This window comes from Phycisphaeraceae bacterium, from assembly GCA_040222855.1.
Classification (GTDB): Bacteria; Planctomycetota; Phycisphaerae; order Phycisphaerales; family Phycisphaeraceae; genus Mucisphaera.
Window position 1 is genome coordinate 130,312 of record JAVKCD010000019.1, and the last position, 26,306, is coordinate 156,617.

The following is a 26,306-nucleotide window of genomic DNA, read 5'->3' on the forward strand; positions in this document are numbered from 1 at the left end:
GAGCATCTCACAATCCATGTGCTCGTTACGAGACTTGTTCAGCAAACTTGCCCCGGCCAGATATGTCAGAGAACTCCACGGAACAATGTGCCCAAGGCTTTGCGTAGGCTTAACAACCGAGATTAAGTATACCTCTTACTCTGGTTCTTCTCATTGTCATTCCACCGACGGTGTATGACCTAAATAAAGACTTGAGTCCATTGCTGAGCTAGTGACCACACGCCTTGGAGCACCGTGCAGGTATACCCCCCCTTCCAGAAGGACCCCCGCCATGAGCGGGGGTCCTTTCCGGAAGCCTTCGAAGTCGAGATAGATCGCCCGTTGGGCTTCTCCCGGGTCATCAGTCCTTGTCCTCCCGCTCCTGCTCGGCGATGTACGCCAGTTCCTTCTCGAGGAAATCCATGTGGACCAGATCGTTGAACTCCCTGGTGGCGCGGACCTTCCGGGAGGCGACCTCCATGCCACGGCGGTAGGACTCCGGCGTTTGGCGCATCCTCGCAGCTCGTTCCACACGGATCCCCAGGCCCTCCCGCTGGTTGAAGGCCTCGAGCCCGGCGGCCATGAAGACGAACCGCCAGCCGTGCGTCTCGGCCTTCGTGATCATCTCGCTGATCTGTTTGAACGAGTACCGGGTGCTCGAGTTCTCCATGCCGTCGGTGAGCACCAGCACGATCACGTCCGGCTCGTGCCTGAGGTTCTTCACCCGTCGTCGGATGTGCCCGATAGTCCCGCCGATGGCGTCGAGCAGGGCCGTTGTCCCGCCGGGAAGGTAGTCCTTCTCGTCGATGTCGCGGATCTGGTCGATCGGCAGGGTCTGGATGGTGCTCCGCACGTCAGCATTGAACTGAACCAGCGAGAAGGTGGCGGGCCGGTCCAGCTCCCGCTGCTCGGCGAGGAAGCTGTTGAAGCTCTCGATCACCTGTGCCTGCATCCCATGCATGGAGCCCGAACGGTCGAGGATCATCGTGATGTCGGTGTGCTTGTCGGTCATGGTGCTGCTCCTTGGGGCATGGCCCGCTGGGTGATGGTGCTGGCTGTCGAACGCTTCGACAGCCGTAGAGACCCTCAGCGGCTGGGTCGCCGGTGCGAGGGTCCTCGGATCAAGACAATGAGGGGTTGGCCTGACTGCCCCTTGACAGTGTGTACATTGTAGTACACACTACCTTCATGAGCAAGGACGAGTTCGGTGATTTCGTCCGCAGACGGCGTACCACGCACCGCGAGCATGACCGCAGCTACTCGCTGCGGCAGGTGGCCGAGCGGATCGGCGTCGAACCCTCGTTCCTGAGCAAGGTCGAACGCGGAACACAGCCCCCGCCCTCGGAGGCCCGCATCATCGCCCTGGCGCAGGAACTCGGCGAAGATCCGGATGTTTTGCTTGCCTTGGCCGGCAAAGTGTCGTCTGATCTGCGTGAAGTGATTCTCAAGCGACCGAAGCTCTTTGCAGAGCTGATCCGGGCCGTGCGTGACGCCCCGGATGACGCGATCCTCCGGGTGGTCCGCGAGGTTCGAGACGGAGACTGGTAAATGAACTGATCGAAGGAGCCGCCCATGATCACACTCGATGACGACAAGCTCGTCGTACGTTTCCCCGACGTCTTTGACCAGGCGCGGCTCGAGATCAGCTTTGCCCGCACGCTCCGCATCCCCGATGACGGCCACGACCACCCGCTGCCCGCGGGCCTGGGCCGCTTCCCGGTCCGGCACGTCGATGACTTCGGCGACCGGGTGCCCAAGAGCTGGCGTAAGCGTGGCGGGGTGATGATCCCGATGCACCGCAGCGAGGCGATGTGGATCTGTTTCGAATCAGATGCGATCCACCGCAGAGACACGGCCTATCCCTTCGCGGTCAAGGTCGGTGCCGGCAAGATCAACGCCATGTCCGGTCTGCCCTGGCAGAACGGGCTGAATCCCAAGCCTCAGGACTACGTGGTGGCGCCCGATCAGCCGTGGCTGGACGGTTTCAACGTAGGTAAGGAGGTCATCCGGCAGTTCGTGGCCACGCCGCTGGGCTCAGGCGAAAGCGTCGAGGAGCAGCTCACAGGCATGGCCGAGCACGGGGGCGTCCAGCTCGCCGTCTGCCCGATGCGATTCGACGAGTTCGACAGGCGCTGGCCTCAGCAACCGGAGGTGCACTACGAGAGGAGTCTCGCGTGTCCCTCGCCGATGCCTTCGATGAAGAAGAAGATGGGCATGGGCCTGGCTGCCGGGGGGCTCATCCGTCAGGAGATCTACCGGGACCCCTACAGCATCGACGCTTGGCAGCAGAGCGCCATGAGCCGCTGCTTCGTCCACCTCTGCGACGCGGCGACGTGGAAGCACATCACGGGCGAGGACCCGCCGACGGACCCGATCACGGCCAGGCAGTACAAGAAGCACGGGATCCCGTGGTTCGAGCACTACAACGAGGAGCTGGGTGCGGTGGAGGGCTCAAAGCGACTCAAGACCGTCAAGCCGGTGACGGCGGCATTGGGGGAGGCGTCGTACTGGGACCGGCTGGAGGGGTCGGTCAAGCTGACTCGTGGCCAGATATCCCGCTGAGGGTCGAGGAACTGACACGGCGCTGTCAGTTGTCGCGCATAGTCTGCTACTCGCCATAAGTTCTAGAGATCGCCAGCTAAAGAAAGGCCTCCGAAATGAGCGAACTAAGAGCAGATCATTACACCAGCCCATGGTCCAACGAGGAAGGAGCTGTGGCCGCCTGCATCAACCGCTGCCTCGAGGCCGCTGATTGGTCAGATTTCGCCACGATGCTCGACGAGTCTGAAGAACTCAGGGACGCGGTGACCGACGGCGAGTACGACCGCGTACTACTGCACTACGCGATCCCGTGGGACGAGTCCAGCTGGGCAATGTTTGGGATGGACTACGACTTCATCTGGACGGGTAGACCAACCGCTCGAGGGATTGAGTACTGGTATGGCGATGGCAACTCTGGTGCCGAAGAGCCCAGCGAAGTCAACACGGGTCTTCTTTCCCTGCGAGACGTCTACGTCCTCGAGCCCGGTGATCCGTTCGAGTACGACGGAACTACCGATGCCGAGGCGTTCTGGGATCACATCCTCGAACAGTCCGAGCAAGAGGGCGAAGAGAACGACGAGAGCGAGGAGGAGGACCGGGAAGTTCCCGAAGACAAGCTCGGCCATATCGCTCGGGTCCGCGTGGTCCAGAGCGTGTACCCCGAGGCCAGTGACTACCTGAAGCGGCTGGCAGCGCATTGGGTTAAGCAGCACGAATAGCCCCTCCGTGCCCCCAACGATAGCGGCAGATAGCAGTCTGCTCGCGTCCGTACAGTTGCCTGCATATCTCAACCACTCTCCTGCCTTAGCCCTGCAACACAACCGCAGGAACCTGCGCTTTAGCAACTACCTGCTAGACGACTAGCATCTCATCTTCAGCTCTATGAGTATGCCGGCAACGCCATCCGGCACGTACACCTTGAGGCGGCTCGTCCCGTTGGGGACCGCAACAACACCGACCTGAACCCCGGCCGCACCGTGGATCACGTGCTGGTCTACAACGTGCCCTCGGCGGCGACTGGAGCCCTGCGGCTGACGCTGGATATGTCTCAGCTCGGTAGCGCAGGAGAGGAAGGCCTGCCCATCTCGATTGATGAGGTGGCGGGGTTTGGGGACTAGGTTTCGTCTGCTTTAAAGAATCACCTTCTACGGCTGCCTCGCGGGAAGTGTACGCCCTTCTTATAGGCGTCGTTCGAATACCACTCGACACCTTCCTTGCGGGTTCGGTAGCTGGTGTCTTTGGAGCTGAAGTCGCTATACGCTTTGGATCTGTGGATAGCTGAACGCATATGTTCAATGCGTTTCGTCTTGGCTTCGCTTAAGGCTTGCTTATACCGTAGCCATAGCTTCTCGTACCTAGTTGTCTTCTTTACCACCTGACGCCGATTCACGACTCTCTGAAATCTCTTTTCACCTTCCGTCAATAAATTCTTGAGCCTTCCAGAAGCCAGTGCTTCCATGTAGGTGCCGTAGTTCTGAAGAAGACGCAGTTCTTCAGAAGTGAACTTACTTCGGTCAAAGTAATCGCTACTTGGGGGAAGGGGCATGGCCAAGCGAAGCGCTTTTTGCCTCTCTATTCTTGGTTCCATAAAGCCAACCTAACATGACACTTACTTCATTACAAGGTCTTAGCTGAAACTATGTCTGCGTCATTTTTGACAAAACGGGGACGATTGAACTCAGGCCTAACTCTCCCGTGAACCAGACACAGCCGCAGCATGCGGCGATAGAACCCGCTGCAAGCATGCGAGCCGAGAAAGGTCTTGGCGTGTCATCTCAGATCCCCTCGATACAGCAACTCCGGCTGTAGCGCATGCACCAGCTCGCGCAGCTCCGCGGCGCTCATGCCGGGCAGCGTGGCGATCCACCGGGTGCGTTCTTCACAGGTGAGTTCCACGAGTCCTTAACCATGATTAACCCGGTGCGGTTCGAGCAGCTGCGATACGCCTGTCAGTATCACACGCTCAAGACACACAGCAACGATCCCACGATCTGGGCCTGCTGGGATGCGGATCGGCTGGACTTGGGGCGGGTCGGGATCACACCAAGCCCCAGATATTTGAACACTCACCGAGCGAAAGAGATTGCCTGGGATCAGGCGGTTCATCTTCTCGCGGAGCAGCCGATTCGTTCGCCCTGACCGCTCACGCCACCGAGCTCTTGGCGACCCGACTGACCCTCTGGGGCATCGCGTGCTCCAGCCGCCAGACGATGCTCACCGGCCGGCTCCCCTCGTGGGAGACATAACCCGCCGGCCCGAGGAACACGTAAGGCATCGCGAGTCCGCCCGGGCCGTGCTTGCGCTCGCGCACGAACAGCAGGGGGGTGTACCCCAACTCCCGGTGACGGAGGTACCGTTGGCCGGTCTTCGATTCGGCCGAGGTCGTGCTCTGCGACTGCCAGTGGAACAGGCGGTCGCTGATCGCGTAGTCCTCGTACATGGTCGTCGGCGAATAGGCGTCCTCGGTCTTCTGCAGCGTGACGAAGAACGCGTCAACCCGCTTCTCAGGAAGGTGCAAGACCCCTTCGCGGAAGTCTGGCCGACGGGTCTGCGTCCAGTGACCGAGCCCCACCAGGATCTCGTCCCGCGTGTAACGCGCGTGCAGCGCGAGCGGCCCGGTCAGAACTGCATCCAGCGGGCCGCCCACGGCCTGGGTGTGGCGAAGCCGGTAATCCAGCACAGCTTCTAGGTCGCTCACGACGCCGGGCTGTTCCTGCAGCCGCTGATCCGCCTCGTCGAGGCTCATGCCGGTACCGCCCGGGCCCCAGAGCGTCACGTGGAGCAGCGACCGCCTGAGATCTCCCAACGGATCGGCCGTGGCGTTGCTCTGCAGATAACTCTGAAGGAACCGGATCTGGGCGGGATCGTCGAGGTGCGCCAGCCGCCGGATGCCCTTGGCCAGCTGGTCCTCGTCGCGGACGTTCGGCTCCGAGACCAGCCCCGCCTCGTGCAGCAGCCGGCTCCAGAGGCCGCGCTTGAGGATCTCATCCAGCGTGGTGTCGAGGTAATCGAGCGCCTCGCGGAGACCCGGCGGCCGGCCGAGGTGCCTGCCGAGGTCGCGCAGGTCGCGGATCATCTGAGGACGGCGGAGGTTCAGCGACTGCCGCACGTTCTCCAGGACCCGCTGCTGGGCGACGCGCTCGAGCTGGATGAAGCAGCCCGAGGGCAGGTGCGGGAAGCCGCTATCGATCTCGTGTTCGAGCTTCCCAGCGGGGTCGGTGCTCAGGGCCCGGAACCGTGAGGCGAACCGGAACTCACGCCGCTGGGCCCCGATGAAGTCCAGGACCGTCAGGCATTCTTTCTCATCGTGCAGCCGCAGGCCCCGGCCCAGCTGCTGGAGGTAGAGCGTCAGGCTCTCGGTCGGCCGCAAGAACAGCACCGTGTCCACCTCGGGGATGTCGACGCCCTCGTTGTAGAGGTCAACCACGAAGATGAAGTTGATCTCCCTGCGGACCAGCCGGTCACGGGCCGAGCGTCGCTCCGCGTCCGAGCTCTCGGACGACAGGCTCATCGCGGGCACGCCGTGCTGGTTGAAGAACCGCGCCATGAAGCCCGCATGGGCGATCGAGACGCAGAAGCCCAGACCCCGCGACGCTCGCGGATCCAGCAGGGTCTGGTGCACCTTCTCCAGCACCAGGCCCGCACGGACGTCGTTGCCGGTGTACAGCTGATCCAGATCCTCGACGCTGTAGCCGCCGCGTTGCCAGCGGATGCCCTGAAGATCCACACTGTCGGCGACGCCGAAGTAGTGGAACGGGCAGAGCAGCCGGCGTTCGATGGCGTCGGGCAGCCTCACCTCGGCGGTCGCCTCGCCGCCAAAGTGCCGCAGCACGTCCAGCCCATCGGCCCGCTCGGGGGTAGCGGTTAGCCCAAGCAGCACCCTGGGCCGGATCCGCTCGAGCAGCCGCTGGTAGCTCGGGGCCGCGGCGTGATGGAACTCGTCGATGACGACGTAGTCGTAGCGATCAGGAGGCAACTGGTGCAGCCCCCGGCTGTTGTAGCTCTGGATCGAGCAGAACAGGTGGTCGTGCTGTTCGGGGCGTTCGCCGCCCACCAGCAGGTCCCCGAAGTTCTGGTCCCGCAGGATTCCCCGGAAGGTGCCGAGAGCCTGCCGCAGGATCTCCTCGCGGTGGGCGATAAACAGCAGCGAAGGACGCGAGCCCGCGGCCCATCGGTGGTAGTCGAAGCCCGCGATCATCGTCTTGCCGGTGCCGGTCGCCGCGACCACCAGATGTCGGTGCTTGTCCTGGACCCGCCGCTCGGCGGCAAGGGCATCAAGGATCTCTTCCTGGAACGGGTAAGGTCGCAGGTCGAACGCCGGCATCTCGCCCATCGACACCACGCCCCGCTGCTTCTCGCGATGGATGGCCTGACGCAGTCGATCCGGGGCATCCGCGGCATAAGCCTCGAACTCAGCGTCATTCCAGTAGCTCTCGAACGTGGCGGTGACCTTCTGCCAGAGATGCGGCAGCTCGTACTGGCTGATCTTGCTGGTCCACTCCAGACCCTCGGACAGCGCGGCCCGGGAGAGGTTCGCCGAGCCGACATAAGCGCTGCCGAACCCCGTGGCCCGGTGCACCAGGTACGCCTTGGCGTGCAGGCGGGTCCGCTCGGTGTCGTAGGAGACCTTGATCTCGGTGTGATCGAGCGCGGCCAGGGCCTCGATCGCCCTGGGGTCGGTCGCGCCCATGTAACTGGTCGAGATGATCCGCAGCCGGGGCAGGCCCTCGGGGTGAGGCGTCGCCGTGAGGCTCCTCAGGCTCTCGAGCAGCAGCCGCAGGCCGCTCCACTTGATGAACGAGCAGAGGATGTCCACCCGATCCGTGGCGGCGAACTCCGCGGCCAGCTGCGAGGCGAGCGAGGGATCGACCCGCGTGCCGGTGAGCAGCGCCGAGCGCGCCAGCGGGGTGTCGGGCCGCTTCAGGGAGCCGGGATGATCCGACGCGTGCACCGCCAGCAGCCGCCGCAGCGGGCTGTCGAGCCTGAAACGCTCGCCCCAGTCATCACCCAGCTCTTCTCGGAGCGTCGCGATCAGCCGATCCACCAGCCGCCGCTGCTTCTCCGCAGCCTCCTTGCCCCGCAGGGTCGAGAGCGACAGGGCCAGCAGGTGCTCGAGATGCTGAGCGATCGCCGCATGGGCCTCGTCGGCATCAACCTCCGACGCGTCCTCGGGCCGAAGCCCGCCGACTCGGTCGAGCCGCTCGCGCAGGGCGACCGTCAGGAGCTGGTCGTACAGACCGGGGGGCAGCCCAGAGGAGTCGGGTTGAGTCACGGGGCCAGGATAGCGGATCCGTGGCTGGCGTCGTAAGCCGCGACATGCACTGCGGCAGGCCCGTGCTGGTCTAGCTGCTTGCTCGGATCTTGATTTCTTCCACCCAGCTGTAGAGGACGGGCACGACAAAGAGCGAGAGCAGGGCGACGGCCATACCGCCGAAGGTGGGGATGGCCATGGGCACCATGACATCGGAGCCGCGCCCGGTGCTGGTGAGGACGGGCAGGAGCGCGAGGATGGTGGTCGCGCTGGTCATAACCGCGGCGCGGATGCGCAGCCGGCCGCCGTCGATCACGGCGTGTCTGATGGTGTCGATCGAGCCGCGATCGGTCTCATCGAGGGATTGCCGGATACGAGTGGCCATGATGACGCCGTTGTCCGCGGCGATGCCAAAGAGCGCGAGAAAGCCGACCCAGACAGCGACGGAGAGGTTGAAGGTCTGGACCTGGAAGAGCTGACGCAGTTCAATCCCGAGGGGTGCGACGTTGAGGAACCAGGGCTGGGCGTAGAGCCAGAGCATCAGGAACCCGCCGCCCCAGGCGACGAAGACTCCTGAAAACACGATGAGCGTGACAGCGACGCTGCGGAAAAGGAAGTAGAGCAGGAGGAAGATGATGCTCAGGGTCAGGGGCAGAGCAATAGCGAGTGTGCGCGCGGCACGGACCTGGTTCTCGTAGGACCCGCCGAAGGCATAGGTCACGCCGGGAGGCACTTCCAGTGATCCATCGTCGATCTTCTCCTGGATGTGGTCTCGAGCGTCGTTGACCACGGTGACCTCGGCGACATCTGGCTGGCGGTCGAAGAGGACGTAGGAGACGAGGAAGGTGTCCTCGCTCTTGATGACCTGGGGTCCGCGTCGGTATTCGATGGTGGCGAGTTGATCGAGCGGGATCTGCACGCCGGACGGCGTCGGGACGAGGATGCTGCCGAGCGTGTCTGGCTGGTCACGGAGCTCGCGGAGGTAGCGGATGCGGACCGGGTAGCGTTCACGGCCCTCGACGGTCATCGTGAGGGGCTTGCCGCCGATGGCGACCTCGATCACCGACTGGACATCAGCGATACGCAGTCCGTAGCGCGCGATGCGCTCGCGATCGATCTCGATCTCCAGGTAAGGCTTGCCGACCACGCGGTCGGCGAAGACCGACTCGGGCTTGATGGATGGGACCCGCTGGAGGATGCGTTCGAGCTCAAGACCGAAGGCCTCGATGGTGTCGAGATCGGGGCCGTAGACTTTGATGCCCATAGGCGCACGGAAGCCGGACTGGAGCATGACGATACGCGTCTCGATGGGCTGGAGCTTGGGGGCGCTGGTGACGCCGGGCATCCGGGCTGCCTCGGCGATGGCGTCCCAGATGTCCTGAGGCGAACGGATCTCGTCGCGCCACTGGCGATAGGGTCTGCCGTCGTCGTCTTCAATGAGTTGGTCCTGCTCATCGCGTTCGAAGGCCTCCGAAACGCGGTCGTAGCGGAAACGTTTGGGTCTGCCATCTTCATCGGTGATGTACTCGCTTCGGTACTGGATGATGGTCTCAACCATGGAGAGCGGGGCCGGATCGAGTGGGCTGTCGACGCGGCCGATCTTCCCGACGGCCTGCTCGACCTCGGGGACGCTCATGATTCTTCGGTCGAGCTCGCGGAGGATGTCGGTCGCCTCGCCGATGGACACGTGGGGCATGGTGGTCGGCATGTACAGAAAGCTGCCCTCGTCCAGCGTGGGCATGAACTCGCTGCCGAGGCCGGGGAAGGCGTTGGCCACCTGACGGATCGGAGCGCTCTCGCGAACGGTCTGCGGCAGCCAGCCGAGCACGCGATCGAAGCCGAGCCAGATGGTGACGCCCAGCAGAACGATCAAGAGTGAGGGACTCAGCGCAATCAGCTTGTGACGCAGACACCAGGCGAGCATCGTGGGAAAGGCGATGCGATAGAGATAGAAGAGCAACAGCAGCCCACCAACGATGACAGCGATGAAGAGGCTGTTGCCCCATCGTCCGGCCTCCGGGCCGATGGGCATCCAGGCCTCCGCGAGCGCCACCAGCACCACGAGCACGACAATCAGGTTGGCGATGCGGTAGGACCAAGTCGTCAGAACCGGCGTGAGCCAAGGCCGCCCCAAGTGGAACAGACCCAGCAGCACGAGCACCAGGCCGAGGACCAGATTCAGCAGGCTCAGGACAAACAGGCCCGCGACCAGGGTGAGGGCCGCGAGGACGCCGATGGTTCGCTGCGCGTGTGCCTTCTGCCCGAAGAGCAGATGCGCCGCGGCGGGGAGGATCGTGAGGGCGATGAGAATCGACGCGATCAGCGCCATGGTTTTGGTCCATGCCAGCGGCTGGAAGAGCTTGCCCTCCGCGGCCTGCATGGTGAAGACCGGCAGGAATCCGACGACGGTGGTCGCGACGGCGGTCAGCACCGCACCGCCGACTTCGGCCGAGGCGCGGTAGATCACGTCCAGTCGGTTGTCGCTCTCGCCCGCCTCATCGAGCCGACGGAGGATGTTTTCGGTGAGCACGATGCCCATATCGACGATCGTGCCGATGGCGATCGCGATGCCCGAGAGCGCAACGATGTTGGCATCGACGCCCACGAGTTTCATCCCGATGAACGTCATGAGCACAGTAATGGGCAGCATGGCGCTGATCAGCAGGCTGCTGCGCAGGTGCATGACCATCAGGACGACGACGATGATGGTGACCAGCACCTGCTGGGTGATCGCGTCACTGAGGGTCGCCAGGGTCTCACGGATCAGACCGGTCCGGTCATAGAAGGGCACGATCTTGACGCGGCTGACGGTGCCGTCTTCGAGGGTGCGCTGCGGCAGGCCCGAGGCGATGTCGTCGATCTTGTCACGGATGCGTTGGATGACCGCCATCGGATTGGCTCCGAAGCGCACGACAACGACTCCGCCGACGGTCTCACGGCCCTCACGGGTAAGGACACCGCGTCGCAGTGCCGGCCCGAGCCCGACACGAGCGATGTCGCGGATGAGGATGGGCTGGCCCTCTCGGGCGGTCACGGCGGTCTGTTCGAGGTCCTTCACGCTCTGGATGAAGCCGAGGCCACGGACGATGTACTCGACCCGATTCACCTCCAGCGTTCTGGCTCCGACATCGAGATTGCTCTGGCGGACCGCGGCGATGACCTGATCGAGCGTGATGCCCGCGGCACGCATAGCGTCGGGATCGACATCGACCTGATATTCCCTCACGAAGCCGCCGATCGAAGCGACTTCGGCGACACCTTCGACACTCGCCAGCTGGTAGCGCACGGTGAAGTCCTGCAGCGACCTCAGCTCCTGAGGGTCCCAGCCGCCGACGATCGCGCCGTCCGGATCGACACCCTCAAGCGAGTACCAGAACACCTGGCCCAGCGCGGTCGCGTCGGGACCGAGAGAGGGCTTGACAGCTTCCGGCAGCGTGCCCGCCGGCAAGGCGTTGAGTTTCTCGATGAGTCGTGAACGCGACCAGTAGAACTCGACGTCCTCCTCGAACACCACGTAGATGGTTGAGAAGCCGAAGGCCGAGTAGCTGCGGATGTCCTTGACGCCCGGCACGCCGAGCAGGGCGACCGTGAGCGGGTAGGTGATCTGATCATCGATGTCCTGCGGGCTTCGCCCGGGCCATTCGGTGAAGACGATCTGCTGGTTCTCGCCGAGGTTGGGAATGGCATCGACGGGCACGCGATCACGAGGCAGGCCGCCCAGATCCCAGCCAAAGGGCGTGACCATGAGGCCCCAGAGCAGGGTGCCTGCGAGCAGGATCGCGACGACCAGCTTCTGTTCGAGGCAGAAGCGGATCAGGGCGTTGAGGGGGCTGCGCGGCGGATCGGGAGTGTCACTCATGATCGGGCGCCTCGTGACCCTTGGCCGGCTCTATCGGCTCCAGCGTCTCACGAATCTCGCCGCAGCCGAGCATCATCGCACCGAAGTAGGGGTTGCTGATCGCCTGATCACGCTGAAGCCAGTCCGCACCGCGGTTGTCGAAGGCCATCGGGCAGTGAGCGCGATACCAGGTCGCTGAGCCGGTGTGGCCGAGTCGTGATTCGAGACGGATCACCGCGTCGCTGATCGGCTCAAACTCATCTCTCAGAGACTCCAGGCTATCAGTGAATCGGGACTCGATCAGAGGCTTCAGAATGTGCAGGTCAAGGTTCTGATCTGTTTCGGAGCGGATCTTCTCATCGAGAGCCTCCGCGGAGACCCGCAGCTGCGTGCGAGCTTCCTGGGCAGCCTGAAGGTCATCCGACGCCAAGGCTTGCTGCAGGGTGAAGTAGGCGTTGTAGACGGGCATCAGATTCTCAGACTCAGAGAGACCCGACGCCTTGGGTGCCTCGGCACGTTCGGCCGGATCCACGGTCTTTGTGGCCGAAGTATCCGTGCTGGCTTGAGGCTGCTGGCGGTGCTGATGGCTCTCGCCGTCGTCCTCCTCGTCGGGGCTCATCATGCTCGGCCTGGCGGCGATCTGCATCGCGCTGTCGATCCGGAAGCTGCCGTGGGTCACCACGAGCTGGCCCTCATCGAGCCCCGATCGGACCACGTAGTCTTCTCCTGCTCGTGGGCCAAGGATGATCTCGCGTGGCTCGTACAGCCAGCCCTCTGCCTGCTCGCTGGCGAGGTAGACCAGCGAGCGCCGCCCGGTGAAGAGGACGGCGGACGCGGGGATGACCAGGGGCTTGGTGACGGGCTGATCGGTGTCGATGATGCCGAGCTCCTTCACGGGCACAAGGTCCATGCCGCAGACGTCGCACTGCCCCGGTCCGTCTTTGACCACGGTCGGATGCATGGGGCTGACCCAGCGGCCAGTGAGGGACGCGTCAGGCACGACGCCTGACTCGGAAAGTTGAGGCAGAGCGACCGCGGTGGCGAACATCCCGGGTTTGAGCTCACCGTTGCGGTTGTCCACCGCAACCCGTACGGCGGCGGTCCGCGTCATCGGGTCGATCACCGGCTCGATGAAGGCCACCTTCCCTTCAAAGGATTGACCCGGCAGGGCCTCAACGGTGAAGCGCACCGTCATGCCCCACCGCAGAAGCGGCAACTGGGATTCGTAGGCCTCGAGGTCCAGCCAGAGCCGGGAGAGATCAGCGACGGTGGCGATCGGCTCGCCGGTGCCGACGTAGTCGCCTTCGCGCACGGCGAGGTGGGTAACAACCCCGCCGATGGGCGCATGGATGGTCAGCCTCTCGGTCGGCTGCTGACCTTTCTCAATCGATGTGATCTGTTCATCCGTCATCCCAAAGAGCTGGAGACGTTCGCGTGCGGCGGTCAACGTACGGCGTGTCGACTCGCGGATCAGGGTGCTGCCTCCCTCACCCAGGCGTTCCAGGGTGCCTTGGACCTGCTTCAACTCTTCAAAGGCACTGATCAACTCGGGGCTGTAAAACTCGGCCATATGATCCCCCTGACGGACCGGGACGCCGACGTAGTTCACGAACAGTCGTTCAACTCGTCCAGGTATATAGGCGGTCAGCCGTGCGACGCGGGTCTGGTCGTAGGTGATCTTGCCGAACAGTCGGACCTCGGCGGTGGGGAACCGACGTTGAACCCGGGTGGCGCGCACCCTGGCCGCGTCCGCCTGAAGTTCGCTGAGGGAAAGACCCTTCGACGCCTGTTCCTGCCCCTCAGCCTGATCCACGGGGATCAAGTCCATCGAGCAGATCGGGCACTTGCCATCGGGATCGCGCGAGCGGACCGACGGGTGCATGGAGCAGGTGTACCAGGCGTCCTGATCGACTTCTGCTGATTCTGTTTCTGGTGAAGTCGGTGAAGTGGTGGAGCCAAGTCCCAACCAGTAGCCGATTCCGACGGCAACGAGCATGAGACCCAAGACCGGCAGCCATCGCAGGCCTTGCTTGCCGAAAGGCGGAATCACGAATCGTTGCTTGTCGCGGTTGGTCACGGCTGCATGTCCTGTTCGTTCTCATCCTCAATGGCGATCGCGGTCAGCGGCTCACCCACGAGCGTCTGCAGGCGGACGAGCGACTTGCCGCGGTCCGCATGAGCTCGTTCCGCGGCGAGTTCGAACTCGAGCAGAGTGCGTTCAGCATCGAGGAGTTCGAGCATCGAGATCTCCCCGGTACGAAACGCGGCCCGTGAAGCCTCCAGCGACTCCTCCGCCTTGGGGATCAGGCTCTGGAGGTACAGGTCGGATCGACGGATGGCGTCGCGGTGCTCAAAGACCAGACGCTCGATCGAAGCGTCAAGATCGCTCGCCTGCTGGGAACGTTCGTAACCGGCGGCGAGTCGCCTGGCGGTCGCCTCGCGGATACCCGCGTCGATCCGGCCGCGCCAGATCGGCAGGTTGATCCCGAATCTCAGCAGGATCGGGTCGTCACCGCTCTCAGCGATCCTGCTGTTGGGTGCCTCGCCAGTCACCAGATAGTCCACGCCGACCGTCACGTCAGGGATCGATGCTTTTTTGGCGGCTTCGGCGAGATAGCGCTGCTGCTCGATCTGCTGCTCGAGCGCCCTCAGATCCGGGTTGCTGCGCTGCGCACGATCCCTCAACTCCGCGATGCTGGCCGAGAGGCTCAGATCGGGGAGTGGATGCAGCCCTGGCACCGGCGCGTTTGCACGGCGATGCAGCGAGCTGTTGAGCTCGGCGACGTACGACGGCCGCATCGACCGGAGTCGTTCGAGACGATCCTCCATCTCGCCGAGCTCGACCTGAACCCGTACGAGTTCGGGATGGGATCCGGATCCCACGCGGTATCGGGTCCGCACGAGATCCTCGAAGCTGCTGAGCAGCAACAGGTTCGCCTCGGCGATGCGCGTTGAGGCGTCGAGATAGGCCAGATCGTGAAGCGCAACCACCACACGCTCCGCAACGTCAAAACGTGCGGCCCGGTAGTCCTCCCAGGCCGCGGCCGCGGCTCTTCCGGCCGCGTCCTCACGGTCCCTGAGCTTCCAGGGCCAAGGCAGGGTCTGCTGGACGCCAACGCGGGCCTGCTGCGGGCCCACCCGCGTTTCGAGCTCATCGAGGAAGAAGCCGACGCCGAGCTTTGGGTCCGGCAGACTGCTGACCTGCGGGACCCGCGCCTTGGCGGCGGTCCACCGCTGGCGCGCGGCCTTCACGGCGGGGCTGTGCTCGAGCGCACACGCCACGTAATCGCCGGGCAGACTCGTAGCCGTGAGCGGATGTTCTGACTTCTCGGCCAAACGCGCAGGTGAGGTCGATCCGGAGAGGGCTAATCGGTCGGTAAGGCCATGTCCATCGCTTTCGTGGTGGTCCAGCGGAGACGCGCATCCCCAGAGCAGACCGATCAGCACAGGCATGCTCCAGCGAAGGCCATAAGGGGTCATGCGAGTCTCCTGCAGGCAATAGGCGGCCCCAAAGCCGCCGGAACAGGGCGGGCAGAGGCGTGGACGCGCGTGCTGAATCAGCGAGTGCCCGCGGCTTCATCGAGTTTGGCCAGGTAAGACTCCGGATCGGCCCGCAGGCTGGCCTCACAGCCCGAGCAGCAGAGCAGGACGGTGCGTCCCTTGACCTGTACCTCGATCGGTGACCCCATCGACCCGAGTTTCTGTCCCGAAACGACGCAGACATCGAGCGGGTAGCTTGGTGAAGCCGAGCTGTCAGCAGGAGGTGTCGCTCGTGCGCTGGCCGTTGCAGCTGTATGGGAGGATGTTTCTGGCGTGGCCTGGCATCCAACCAAGAGGAACAGCAGGGCCATGGCCAGACCGAGCCGTGGCAGGGACGCGGGGGTGATCATGAAAGGGTCTCCTTACTGATCTGAACGAGAGAAACCGCTTCTGAGGTTCCAGCGGATCGCGAATCTCGAAAAAAGACGAGAATCAGTAATCATGGAACCTCGTGCGAAGGTTCCTGCGTTGAGAAAGGTGACCGAGCCCGTGTCCGAGAGTCGCGACGAGCTATCCGAGTCGAGCAGCAACGAGGCGTCGCGGGCGTTTCGTGATGAGGCCTGGCCTCTGCTGCCCTCGCTGCTGCGTGTCGCCAGGATACTGACGCATGACGAACACAGCGCAGAAGACCTGGTGCAGGAAAGCATGATGCGCGCCTTCCGACACATCGGTTCGTTCCAGCGCGGGACCAACATGAAGGCCTGGCTTATGACCATACTTCGAAGGACCCACGTCGACCTTTACCGCCGGGCTTCGCGCTCGGTGGAGGCAGGGTCGCTGGATACTCTGACATTTGAACCGGCAGGGCGGATGGCCGCGTCTGAGGAGGTCGTCTGGCCGGAACCGGAGGCGATCCTGGATCGCTTCGACGACGAGATGATTGAGGCAGCGCTCCGCGAGCTGCCCGAGCCGATGCGGTGGGTCCTGCTGCTGGTGGACGTCGAGCAGCTGTCCATCGAAGAGGCTGCCGAGACGCTGGAGGTGGCCCCGGGCACGGTCAAGTCGCGGGCCAGCCGGGCGCGGGCCCGGCTGCGAGAGCACCTGCAGCCTCTCGCGATCCAACGTGGCTGGGTGCGATCCGAAGCCGGAGGTTAATGCGATGTCGGAACCGTTTGACGAACGTCTTGATCGGGCCACGGCGGACCGTCTTGAACGGCTGGGGCAGCGACCGATCGACACGGCGCGTCTGGAGCAAAGACTGGCGGCGGCTCTTCGGGGCGAGGCTCAGGCAGAACGCGGCAACGTGTTGGTCGAAACGTCCAGCAGCCGAATGCGGATCACAAGCTGGCTAAGGCCTGCGGCTGGCCTGGCGGCCGTCTTCGCGCTGATCATCGGTCTTGCGATCACGCTCAACACCAGCACCCCCCGCGCCTCGGCCGCGGTGCTGGATCTCTCTACACTCCATCACGAACTGGTTGCCGGACGACTCGACATCACGCCCGCCACAACCATCGAGCAGGCCAACAGACGAATCGCTGAACAGCGGGCTTCAGCGCCCGCTCTGCCGGGTGAACTTGAGGGAGTTCGTGTCCAGTCCTGTTGCCTTGTGGATGTCCAGGGTCGTCTGGCCGCCGTCGCTGTTCTGCAAGACGGCGAGGTTCTGATCACCCTCGTGGTCGCGCAGGCTCCCGATTTTGCTCACGAAATGGGCGTAAGGATCGACATCGATGGACGCAGGTTCTTCGGGCACGAACTCGACGGGGTGCGGATGATGATGGCCAACCGCGGCGATCGCTGGCTCTGCGTCATGGGCGACACGAGCTATGAGCGACTCGCGCGACTCGCGGCCGATGCGGATTTCTAACAAGAGAAGGATTCGACCCATGCAATCCAGTTTCGCCGTCGAGGGCATGCACTGCAGAAGTTGTGAAGCGAAGGTCACCAATGCACTCGAGCGCCTCCCGGGCGTATCGCGAGCCGAGGTCTCGGTTCAGCAAGGCCGGGCTCAGCTTCAGCACGAACACGCTCTCGATCTGGCCTTGCTCCGGGGCGCTTTGTCGGAGGCCGGCGACTATCGGATCTCACCCTTGAGCGCACCCGAGGCTCCAGACGCTGAGCCTACGACGGGAGTCGAGGACGCACCGGGTGAGAGTCTCTACCCACTCTTTCTGATTGTGGGTTTCATCGCCGGCGTCGTCGGGCTGATCGCTTACGGCCAAGGCAGCTGGGATTGGGCCACGATGATGCGGCACTTCATGGCCGGCTTCTTCATCGTGTTCGCGTTCTTCAAGCTCCTCGATCCCCCGGGCTTTGTCTCGGCCTATCGCGGCTACGACCTTCTGGCCCGACGCTCAAAAGCCTGGGCCTGGGCGTATCCGTATATCGAGCTGGGGCTAGGCGTCGCCTACCTGCTCAACGGGTCGCCCGTGGTGGTCAACAGCGTCACGCTGGTGCTGATGCTGGTTGGAGCCGCCGGCGTCCTCAAGGCTCTCATGGACAAGCGAGCCATCCGCTGCGCGTGCCTCGGCACGGCGCTGAATCTCCCGATGACCAAGGTCACACTGGTCGAGGACCTCACGATGGCGGTCATGGCGGCGGCGATGCTGGTCCTGCACGCCTGATCATCTATTTCTGGGCATAGCCCGAAAGAAACAGCTCACGTACACGTGTGGAGTGAAGCTAAGGCCCAGGCGGCCCGCACACTCCGCCTCACCACGCTCGTACTGGTCAAGAAACCAACCGCTCAGCCGACCCCTTCGTCCTCGATCGCATGATGACGGCTGATTCGTTGACCAACCCCCAGCATCGCCATCACCACCTCCCGCTCGGCCGGTGTCAGTCGTTCGATAAGCCGCACGATCACGAACAGCCGCCGAAGCGGGTCTTCATGCCCCACTGCGTCGCTTTTTGCGCCGCCTTCGCCAGAAATCTCGGTTTTCCCAGTGTTTTTGAGCACGTTTCGAGTCCTGTCGGGCCCATTTCCTTAGTTTTGCAGAGAATCGCATAGCTTCGCATCTTGCTGCACAACCCCCCTTCCAAGCATGCTTTAGATAGCCTTCAGTGGTCTTGGTTCAGTCACGTGCAGCCAGACGCAGCACCGCATTTTGCACCAGAGGTGCACCGGATTCTACACCACATGATCGTTGCAACAACCATCACCGGTGACCTGCCCCCCTCAATCTGATCCGTTTCTTAGACTTTGTTCTTGGGTACGGATCAAGGAGGATCAGGCGCGTCATCCAACTGATCCACCGGATCGCCACAACGACACCGAGGGCGGGACCTGCGTGAGACGGCAAGTGCATCATAAAGACGGCCTACTTTACCCATCTTCGCGCATCGGTGCGTCAACGCGGTGAAGGCGAAGCAATCGGCATCCGCAGAAAGAGGTATTCCGAGATCTTTCACCGAAAATAGATTGCGGGACAACCGGAAGGGGGTATTCTAAAGGCGGATATCAAAGTCTGGAGCCGCTTGTATTTGCTCTAGATCGTATATGTCAGTTGTAGAAGTAGTCAGATTATGCAGTGCTGGGAGCATCTCCCTAGTTGGCTCGGTGCTGCCCGGCTGAGGAAAGACCGGAGAAGGAACTTCACCATGCGCTTCGTGCTATCTACGCTCGCCACGTCGCTGTTTGTTTCGTCGGCTTCGGCCGTACCGATTAGCTGGGTTGATTGGACATCGGGCACGGCAGGGCCTAATGGGTCTGCGGTCGGGACGTTAAATGTGGATGGCGAGATCGTCGATGTGACCTACACCGGTGAGATCCAGTTCATCCAGACCGCCGGGGGCACCAACTATTGGAACCCCGACGCGTACAGCACGACGACCCCGGTCATCGATAACCCGCCGCCGGCCAGCGACATCATCGCGCTGTCGCGAGCGACATCGAAAACGCTGACTTTCTCCCGGCCGATCGCCAACCCGATCTTCTCAGTGGTGAGCCTGAACGGCAACGGGTACTCGTTCGACCGCGACTTCGACATCCTGGGCTTTGGCAGGGGCTTCTGGGGCAACGGCACGCTGACCAAGACCAACCCTGCCCCGGGCGTATACCAGCTCAACGGTAGCGGCGAGCCGCACGGGTCTATCCAGTTCACGGGTGCGTTTACAACGGTCTCATGGACGAGTTTATCCAACGAGAATTGGAATGGCTTCACCATCGGGGTGACCGGCGTGGCGGACCCGATTCTTACCACGACGCCGGGCGATGGTGGCAGCCTCGATTTCCTCGCCCGCGCGGGCACCTCCGACAACCAGAGCCTGAACGCCGGCAACGCGGGGATCGTCGGGACGACCCTGACGGGTCTGGCGGGCAGCCCCGCCGGCGGCGCACCGTTTTCCGGGCCACTCGAAGCGCCTGCAATCAGCCTCGATGGCGGGCAAACGACTGACTTCACGTACACCTTCAGCCCGACTACCCGCGGCGCGGTCAGCGGCAGTGTTGACATCCAATCCAACGAGGACGGGATTCACCAGATCAACCTTGCCGGTGTCGGGGTTGGCCCGGTCTTGGGCAGCTCGATTTCGCCGGGCACGACGCTTGACCTGGGCGCGATCGCTGAGCTGGCCAACCTAGATGAGATCCTGAGCGTCTCGAACACCACGCCGGACAACAACGGCGGCGTGCCTGAGCTGACCGACATGACGCTGGACTTCTCGATCGGTGGCGTCGATGCGGGCTTGTTCGAGGTCGATCTGGTGGGCGGCGAAGTCATCGGCAAGGGCAGCAGCCTCGACATCATGGTGACATTCCTCGGCTCGCTTGCCCCCGGCGAGGGGACCTACGAGGCTGAGCTGACCCTGTTCACCGATGAAGGCGTTGCGTTGGGGCAAACGAACGCGGGTGAGGTCTACAGCTTCAACCTGACTGCGGTCGTGATCCCAGAGCCGGCATCACTGGCGCTGCTCGGGCTCGGTGGCCTGGCGCTGATCCGGCGGAAGTAGGTGTGTCCTCGGTCAGGCATCCAGGCGCATATATGTGTCTAGGGATGCAAGAGCACTGCTTATAGTTTGGCTGCGATCTAGTCCTGCGCCTGTGTGAGCACCCGTCATACATAGCTTACAGCAGCGGCCAACTGCTGAGGTCTTGAGATGCATGGATCCCGCACCATCACTCCAGAGCTACATCCGTAAGTACATCAAACTTATTCTCTTATGCCTTAATGGCCCTGTCCTGTCGGGTCCATTTTCCGCACTCAAGTGCTTACATCAAGATCGAGCCACCGCAGCTCCTGCTCGCTCAGTTCGACTGCTAATGCGGGCAGGGATGATTCGAGTTCCCGAAGCGTGCGGGGACCGAAAAGGGCAAAACTAGGGAACGGCTGGCAGAGCACATACGCTGCGGCGATGTTGACCGCAGAGACGCCTCGTTCTTTAGCGAGCTTCGCGGCACGTTCACGACGCTCGCGGTTCTCGAGTCCATCAAAACAATCATCCGTCGTCTGCTGGCCCAGATTGGTCTTGGTGTCCGCTTCGGCGAAGTATCCCCGCGCCTGACTCGACCACGCCAGGTGCGCCGTCTGGGTCTCACGGAGGTAGGCTCTTGACGCCGGGTCCGAGGCGCTGATGCACCCGCCCCAGACAGGCTTGAGCATCCGCGCGAGCGATAGGTTGTTGTTGAGCACGGCGAAGGGTTGCTTGCCCTGTGCCTGAGCGTAGGCCTGGGCAGCCTTGAAACGATCAACACGCCAGTTGCTCGCCCCGGTCGCTCCGACCTTCCCCTCACGAACTAACTCATCGAGCACATCGATCAGTTCGCCAACCGGCAGATCAAGGTTATCACGGTGCAGGATGTACAACTCGACCCGGTCCAGGCCCATGCGGTCGAGTGACTCGGAAATCTGTCTCCTGATTCCCTTTGGCGTGCAATCAGGTGTATGTCCACCCTTGCTGATGACGACACATTCCTCGCGAACCCCTCGTGAACGCAACCACTGACCGAGCAGTTTTTCCTGCAAACCCCAGTTGTACAACCACGCCGTATCGAACGTGTTGCCACCGGCCTCGAAGTAGGCATCGAAGATCACCCCTGCATGGCCAAAATCCTGTTGATTGTCGCAACCCATGATCAGTCGAGACACTGGCTTGTTGACGCCGTCGATCTGTCCGTATCTCATCGGTGCCGACTCGGCCCGAATCAGTTTTTTCCCGTGGAGCGGCTCGGCAAAACCCTCAACCGTTGAGGTCGGGTAGGACACGCCCGCTTGCTTGAGCCAGCGATCCAGCGTCTCCGCCTGCCCGAGTGAATCCTCCCATGTCATCGCGGGCGACTCGGATTCCCCCGCTTGGATCGCCTGGCAGGCGGCCTCGATTTCATAGGCAAACATCGGTCGATCCGCCGTCACGCTCACCTCGCGCGTCTCGTCCCCCTGATGAAGCAAGAATGAACCCTCACCGCCCTCGAACGCCGGATGCCAGCTCATCCCCGGGACCTCGATCCAGCCCTTCTCGCCGTAGATACGAATCCACACCATCTTGGCCTCAAGCGAGGTCGTGACCGTCGCCAGCATCCCACCCTCGAACTTGAGGACCGCCGACGCAGCGACATCGACGCCGGTCGTGCCGAGATGGCTCGAACCACGGACTTCCTGCGGATTAAGAAAAGGCTTGCCGTTCGCAATCCCCGCGATCTTCCGAGCCAACTCCACCGGGTAGCAGCCCACATCAAGAATCCCGCCCCCACCCAGCGCCGGGTTCAGAACTCTCGACTCAGGATCGTGCTGTCCCCCGAAACCAAACGCCGCATCCACCAGCCGGACTGTCCCGATCTCGCCACGTTCAATCAACGCAAACATCTCGAGGAACAGCGGGTGCACCCGGTCCTTAAAGCCCTCCATGAAGAACACGCGGTGCTTCCGGCATGCCGCGATCATCGCTTCGACCTGCCATCGGCTCATCCCCGCCGGCTTCTCTGAGAGGACATGCTTGCCTGCTTCTGCAGCCCGGATCGCCCAGGTCGCGTGGAACGGGTGAGGCGTCGCGATATAGATCGCGTCCACTCGATCATCCGCCAGTACGTCCTCATACGAGGATGTCCAACGCTCGATGCCGTACTGCGCTGCAAACGCCTCGGCCTTCGCGCTATCACGACGAGCCACCGCCACGACAGCCGCCTCAGGCACGGCGTTGAGCCCGCGCATAAAGGCGTGGGCGATGTTTCCGGCTCCGAGGATTCCCCAGTTGATCTGCTTCATGCCCGTGATGATAGCGATCACGGCCTTCAACCGAGCCGGGCATTGATCACTTCATCTAAGAGGCTTAAACGGTCTTTGCTTAAGCCACGACGCCATGCCCGTCCACATACCCCGGTCGCTCATAAGGTGCCGGGTAATCCCCCAACCGCGCGACCGCCAGCCGCGACAACTCATCCCGGCGTTCCGCCGCCATCGGCTCGAAGCCCGCCACCGTGGCGGCATTCTCCTCCAGATTCGCCAGCTTATCGAGACCGATGATCGCCGTGTGCACGCCCTCAAGACTCAGCGCGTACCGGATCATGTCCGATGCCGGCAGGTCAGCCTCTCGCGCTCGCCGGAAGACCTTCATCGCGATCACACCCATCCCCTTACGCTTGGCCAGCTCGAGCGTCTGGGTCTCGTAGCGACCCTCATCCGGCCGGGTCACCGGGAAGATGGTCAGCAGCGCATCGGGATCAAATCGCTCGATGGCGTCGGTCAGAATCTGCGCCCCGCTGTGCCCGGTGACGCCAAACGCGCCGATGACGCCTTGCTCCTTAAGGGCCCGCACCGCCCGCGCACAGCCTCGCTCCATCACATCAAGATCATCCTGACCGGGCTTGAGATTATGAAGATGGTACAGATCGACCTTATCGACACCCAGGTTCTGGGTTGTCTGCTCGAACTCACGCATGAACCCGTCGTAGTCTCTCGCTCCGCTCTTGCTCACAAGAAAAATCTTGTCGCGATGCTTCTGCACCACCGGCGCGATCATTCGCTCCGACGGGCCATAGCCCCGCGCTGTGTCAAAGTAGTTCACCCCATGCTCCAGCGCCCGCACCAGCAGCGCCTGACCGGCTTCGACATCACGCTCATGAGGCGACGTGAACGCTGAGCCCAATCCCAGCCCGAGCATCGACACCTCAGCCCCGACCTTCCCCAGCACCCGCCGCGGGACACGAACCGTCGTGTCTTGTCCCTGCTCCTGACCTGAGGCAACCGTCCCGCCCGCTGTCAGACCAACCCCCGCTGCTGCCACACCCTTGAGGAAAGTACGCCGGTCAGTCATCTGCAGATCACTTTCTATGTATAGGTAGCCCAGTGAACCCGCTACAGTTTAGGCGCTAACCGCCCTACTCCCTAGAGGTTTCTTCTGATGTTTTTCTCAACGACCAAAGCGCATCGACAGCAAACCCGGCTCTCTTCGGCCTGGTGCGCCCTCTGCTGCGTCCTGATCTTGGCCAGCGGAGCGTCCGCTCAACCCTCAGAATCTCCCGATGGCATGGTCTGGGTCCCCGGCGGGCGCTTCACCATGGGCTGGGACGGACCCGAAGGCCGTTTCGACGAGCGACCCGCCCACGCCGTCGAAGTCGATGGCTTTTGGATCGATCACACCGAGGTCACCAACGCCCAGTTTGCTGTGTTTGTGGAAGAGACCGGCTACCGCACCACCGCCGAACAACCCATCGACTGGGAAGTCATGCGTCAGCAGGTCGCGCCCGGCACCCCCAAACCACCCGATGAGGTGCTGGTCCCCGGCTCGCTGGTATTCACCCCGCCCGACCACGCCGTCGATCTGCGTGAGTACTGGCAATGGTGGACGTGGACCCCCGGTGCCAGTTGGCGTCACCCCGAAGGCCCGGGCAGCACCCTCGAAGGCCGCGAGAACCATCCGGTTGTCCACATCTCCTGGGACGACGCCGTCGCCTACGCCACGTGGGCCGGCAAACGCCTGCCGACCGAAGCCGAGTGGGAACGTGCCGCCCGATTCGGCCAGGAGGGCAAACGCTTCACCTGGGGCGACCGACTCAAGCCCGATGACCGCCACATGGCCAACATCTGGCAGGGAACCTTCCCGCATCGCAACACCGGCGACGACGGCTTCACGGCCACCGCACCCGTCGCCAGCTTCCCGCCCAACCAGCTCGGACTCTATGACATGGCGGGCAACGTCTGGGAGTGGACCACCGATCAGTTCCGACCCGACGCCTACCAGCAGCGCGTCGCCGCCCTCGAAGGCGAGACCTGCTGCTCCAACCCCACCGGCCCCACTTCGACCGCTGACCCCCGCAACCCCCACGCAAAAGACTCACGGGTCCAGAAAGGCGGCTCCTTTCTCTGCCACGCCAGCTACTGCGAGAGCTACCGCCCCAGCGCCAAGATGGCCTCGCCCCCCGACTCCGGCATGAACCACCTCGGGTTCCGCTGCGTGATGGATGCCCCGACCAGCGGTGTTACAAAAAAGTAACGCCAGCTATCACCATGACCGAGCAGCTTCTGGCGATTGGCGCTTGTCCATCTCGCCTTAACCGCGTACTTTCCCACACTCGGTTTTACGAAAACACCCATTAAGGAGATGCGGATCATGCCCCACGCTCGCCGCGCGTTAGCATTCATGCTTTTGACCGTCGGACTCGTCATCGGCTGCGCTCAAGCCCAGCCCCAGGCTCGCTCACAGAGCGAGAATGCCCAGAGTCAGCAACAAACCAAGCCCAACATCCTCGTCATCTGGGGTGATGACATCGGCACTTGGAACATCAGCCACAACAACCGCGGCATGATGGGCTACAAGACACCCAACATTGATCGTATCGCGCGTGAAGGGCTCAGCTTTACCGACTACTACGCTCAGCAGTCCTGCACGGCTGGTCGCGCTGCATTCGTCGGCGGAACCGTCCCCGTCCGAACCGGCATGACCAAGGTCGGCCTGCCCGGCGCTCCCGAGGGCTGGCAGGAAACCGACATCACCATCGCCGCCGTCATGAAGTCGCTCGGCTACGCCACCGGACAGTTCGGCAAGAACCACTTCGGCGACCGCGATGAGCACCTCCCCACCAACCACGGCTTCGACGAGTTCTTCGGCAACCTCTACCACCTCAACGCCGAGGAAGAACCAGAACACGAGGACTACCCCACCGACCTCGTCCTCAAGAACGGCAAGACCTTCCGTGAACAGTTCGGCCCTCGCGGCGTCATGAAAGCCTCGGCCAACGCAGACGGCACGCAGACCCTCGAAGACACCGGACCGCTCACGAAGAAGCGGATGGAAACCATCGACGACGAGACCGTCGCCGCAGCCAAGGACTTCATCAAACGCAAAGTCGAAGCCGGGGAACCCTTCTTTTGCTGGTGGAACGGCACCCGTATGCACTTCCGCACCCACGTCAAGGAAGAGCACCGCGGCATCTCCGGACAGGACGAGTATGGCGACGGCATGGTCGAGCACGACATGCACGTCGGCGAACTGCTTGACCTTCTCGATGAACTGGGCATCGCTGACAACACGATCGTTCAGTACTCGACCGACAACGGACCCCACTACAACACCTGGCCCGACGCTGGCACCACCCCCTTCCGTGGCGAGAAGAACTCCAACTGGGAAGGCGCTTATCGAGTCCCAGCCTTCGTCCGCTGGCCCGGCCACTTCCCTGCTGGCGTGACCCTCAACGGCATCGTGTCCCACGAGGACTGGTTGCCCACCTTCGCCGCCGCCGTCGGCAAGACCGACATCAAGGAAGACCTGCTCGATGGCTATGAGGCCATTGGCCGCACGTACCGCAACCACCTCGACGGCTACAACCAGCTCGACTACCTCAAGGGCAAGACCGAAGAATCCGCCCGCAACGAGTTCTGGTACGTCAACGATGACGGCCAGATCGTGGCCATCCGCTACCAGCCCTGGAAAGCGGTCTTCCTCGCCAACCGCGGCCGGCAGCTCGGCGTCTGGCAGGAGCCGTTCATCGAACTCCGCATCCCCTATCTCTTCAACCTCCGCCGCGATCCCTTCGAGAAGGCTCAGGAGAACTCCAACACCTACTGGGACTGGTACATCGACCGTGTCTACGTGCTCGTCCCAATGCAGGCCCTCGCCGGACAGTTCCTCGAATCCTTTATCGAGTACCCGCCCAGCCAGACACCGGGCTCGTTCAACCTCGAGAAGGTCATCGAGAAGCTCAAGGAAAGCAGCGGCTCAAAGTAAACACATGCCCACTCAGCCCGCTCGTCTCAACGGACGCGCGGGCTCTTCTACCCTCCCTTCCAT

20 protein-coding genes are annotated in these 26,306 nt (G+C 62.8%); 11 read left to right on the forward strand and 9 right to left on the reverse strand.

Annotated elements, in window-relative coordinates:
• Positions 1–340: 340 nt before the first annotated feature.
• The gene (locus tag RIG82_05785) at positions 341–991 is read right to left on the reverse strand and encodes a VWA domain-containing protein (GenBank protein ID MEQ9460443.1); all 651 of its coding nucleotides are present in this window, start codon (positions 989–991) and stop codon (positions 341–343) included.
• Positions 992–1,167: 176 nt separating this feature from the next.
• Between RIG82_05785 and RIG82_05790 the strand changes: the two genes are divergently transcribed.
• From RIG82_05790 to RIG82_05810, 5 genes are all read left to right on the forward strand, one after another.
• Entirely contained in the window at positions 1,168–1,527 is a 360-nt protein-coding gene (locus RIG82_05790; protein MEQ9460444.1) for a helix-turn-helix transcriptional regulator, read from the forward strand.
• Between the two features lie 24 nt (positions 1,528–1,551).
• Complete coding sequence (locus RIG82_05795; GenBank protein ID MEQ9460445.1) at positions 1,552–2,541, forward strand: hypothetical protein; 990 nt, start codon at positions 1,552–1,554, stop codon at positions 2,539–2,541.
• A gap of 95 nt (positions 2,542–2,636) precedes the next feature.
• Positions 2,637–3,239 carry a hypothetical protein gene (locus RIG82_05800; protein ID MEQ9460446.1) on the forward strand — a complete coding sequence of 201 codons (603 nt, stop codon included), beginning with the start codon at positions 2,637–2,639 and terminating at the stop codon, positions 3,237–3,239.
• A 258-nt stretch (positions 3,240–3,497) separates the two neighbouring features.
• Positions 3,498–3,638 carry a hypothetical protein gene (locus RIG82_05805; protein ID MEQ9460447.1) on the forward strand — a complete coding sequence of 47 codons (141 nt, stop codon included), beginning with the start codon at positions 3,498–3,500 and terminating at the stop codon, positions 3,636–3,638.
• 694 nt (positions 3,639–4,332) lie between these two features.
• Positions 4,333–4,659 (forward strand): hypothetical protein, encoded by a 327-nt coding sequence (locus RIG82_05810; GenBank protein MEQ9460448.1) that lies wholly within the window; start codon positions 4,333–4,335, stop codon positions 4,657–4,659.
• 4 nt (positions 4,660–4,663) lie between these two features.
• Here RIG82_05810 and RIG82_05815 read toward each other — a convergent pair whose 3' ends face one another.
• From RIG82_05815 to RIG82_05835, 5 genes are all read right to left on the reverse strand, one after another.
• Positions 4,664–7,792, reverse strand: coding sequence for a DUF3427 domain-containing protein (locus RIG82_05815; protein MEQ9460449.1), 3,129 nt, complete (start codon positions 7,790–7,792; stop codon positions 4,664–4,666).
• A 70-nt stretch (positions 7,793–7,862) separates the two neighbouring features.
• Positions 7,863–11,630, reverse strand: a complete 3,768-nt coding sequence (locus RIG82_05820; GenBank protein ID MEQ9460450.1) for an efflux RND transporter permease subunit — start codon at positions 11,628–11,630, stop codon at positions 7,863–7,865.
• Positions 11,623–13,686: an efflux RND transporter periplasmic adaptor subunit gene (locus RIG82_05825; protein ID MEQ9460451.1), complete on the reverse strand. Its 2,064-nt coding sequence runs from the start codon at positions 13,684–13,686 to the stop codon at positions 11,623–11,625. The genes RIG82_05820 and RIG82_05825 overlap by 8 nt, the downstream gene beginning before the upstream one ends.
• Positions 13,683–15,089: a TolC family protein gene (locus RIG82_05830; protein ID MEQ9460452.1), complete on the reverse strand. Its 1,407-nt coding sequence runs from the start codon at positions 15,087–15,089 to the stop codon at positions 13,683–13,685. The genes RIG82_05825 and RIG82_05830 overlap by 4 nt, the downstream gene beginning before the upstream one ends.
• Positions 15,090–15,166: 77 nt before the next feature.
• Positions 15,167–15,298, reverse strand: coding sequence for a hypothetical protein (locus RIG82_05835; GenBank protein MEQ9460453.1), 132 nt, complete (start codon positions 15,296–15,298; stop codon positions 15,167–15,169).
• Positions 15,299–15,638: 340 nt separating this feature from the next.
• On the opposite strand from RIG82_05835, the gene RIG82_05840 reads away from it, so the two are divergent.
• Genes RIG82_05840 through RIG82_05850 form a run of 3 tightly spaced genes read left to right on the forward strand, consistent with a single transcriptional unit; the run spans position 15,639 to position 17,710 of the window.
• Positions 15,639–16,244, forward strand: a complete 606-nt coding sequence (locus tag RIG82_05840; protein ID MEQ9460454.1) for an RNA polymerase sigma factor — start codon at positions 15,639–15,641, stop codon at positions 16,242–16,244.
• A gap of 4 nt (positions 16,245–16,248) precedes the next feature.
• Positions 16,249–16,953 carry a hypothetical protein gene (locus RIG82_05845; GenBank protein MEQ9460455.1) on the forward strand — a complete coding sequence of 235 codons (705 nt, stop codon included), beginning with the start codon at positions 16,249–16,251 and terminating at the stop codon, positions 16,951–16,953.
• Between the two features lie 19 nt (positions 16,954–16,972).
• On the forward strand, positions 16,973–17,710 hold the full coding sequence (locus tag RIG82_05850; protein MEQ9460456.1) for a cation transporter: 738 nt from the start codon (positions 16,973–16,975) through the stop codon (positions 17,708–17,710).
• 122 nt (positions 17,711–17,832) lie between these two features.
• Here RIG82_05850 and RIG82_05855 read toward each other — a convergent pair whose 3' ends face one another.
• On the reverse strand, positions 17,833–18,045 hold the full coding sequence (locus tag RIG82_05855; protein ID MEQ9460457.1) for a hypothetical protein: 213 nt from the start codon (positions 18,043–18,045) through the stop codon (positions 17,833–17,835).
• A 641-nt stretch (positions 18,046–18,686) separates the two neighbouring features.
• Between RIG82_05855 and RIG82_05860 the strand changes: the two genes are divergently transcribed.
• Positions 18,687–20,036: a PEP-CTERM sorting domain-containing protein gene (locus tag RIG82_05860; GenBank protein ID MEQ9460458.1), complete on the forward strand. Its 1,350-nt coding sequence runs from the start codon at positions 18,687–18,689 to the stop codon at positions 20,034–20,036.
• 251 nt (positions 20,037–20,287) lie between these two features.
• Here RIG82_05860 and RIG82_05865 read toward each other — a convergent pair whose 3' ends face one another.
• Together RIG82_05865 and RIG82_05870 are read right to left on the reverse strand one after the other, a co-directional pair.
• Complete coding sequence (locus RIG82_05865; protein MEQ9460459.1) at positions 20,288–22,285, reverse strand: aldo/keto reductase; 1,998 nt, start codon at positions 22,283–22,285, stop codon at positions 20,288–20,290.
• Positions 22,286–22,364: 79 nt separating this feature from the next.
• On the reverse strand, positions 22,365–23,333 hold the full coding sequence (locus RIG82_05870; GenBank protein MEQ9460460.1) for an aldo/keto reductase: 969 nt from the start codon (positions 23,331–23,333) through the stop codon (positions 22,365–22,367).
• A 213-nt stretch (positions 23,334–23,546) separates the two neighbouring features.
• Between RIG82_05870 and RIG82_05875 the strand changes: the two genes are divergently transcribed.
• Together RIG82_05875 and RIG82_05880 are read left to right on the forward strand one after the other, a co-directional pair.
• Positions 23,547–24,512: a formylglycine-generating enzyme family protein gene (locus RIG82_05875; GenBank protein ID MEQ9460461.1), complete on the forward strand. Its 966-nt coding sequence runs from the start codon at positions 23,547–23,549 to the stop codon at positions 24,510–24,512.
• A 117-nt stretch (positions 24,513–24,629) separates the two neighbouring features.
• The gene (locus tag RIG82_05880) at positions 24,630–26,243 is read left to right on the forward strand and encodes an arylsulfatase (protein ID MEQ9460462.1); all 1,614 of its coding nucleotides are present in this window, start codon (positions 24,630–24,632) and stop codon (positions 26,241–26,243) included.
• The last annotated feature ends 63 nt before the right edge of the window (positions 26,244–26,306 follow it).